This is a genomic window from Mesorhizobium sp. M8A.F.Ca.ET.181.01.1.1, from assembly GCF_004792025.1.
Classification (GTDB): domain Bacteria; phylum Pseudomonadota; class Alphaproteobacteria; order Rhizobiales; family Rhizobiaceae; genus Mesorhizobium.
The window spans coordinates 1-288 of sequence record NZ_SRTV01000299.1; the positions used below are offsets into that span (position 1 = coordinate 1).

Consider the following 288-nt stretch of genomic DNA (forward strand, 5'->3'; position numbering starts at 1 on the left):
CATGCTTAGCCATGATGCTAACTATCGCGCGATCTATCGGCGGCGCAAGAGAAAACTTCGTCAAGTCGCTAAGTTTTTTCCGCCCAACGCGCCGAGTTCTTGGAGCAGGCGGCTTCGGTTGCCAAATCCGCTGAGAAGTTGCTCGCAACGATGCGAGCGCACCCCAATGCCTGCAATCGAAGACAAATTCCCGAAGCCGCCGTTCCGGTCGCCAATCCAAATCGTTGATCGAGATCCGGCGGAACCAGGATCGCTTTCGCATCCTCTACGCCAGTTGAGAGAGCATGG

1 protein-coding gene is annotated in these 288 nt (G+C 55.9%); it reads right to left on the reverse strand.

Annotated elements, in window-relative coordinates:
• Positions 1-68 precede the first annotated feature (68 nt).
• Positions 69-288 (reverse strand): hypothetical protein (locus EN824_RS35760; protein WP_210236405.1); only part of this gene is annotated, 220 nt, incomplete at its 5' end.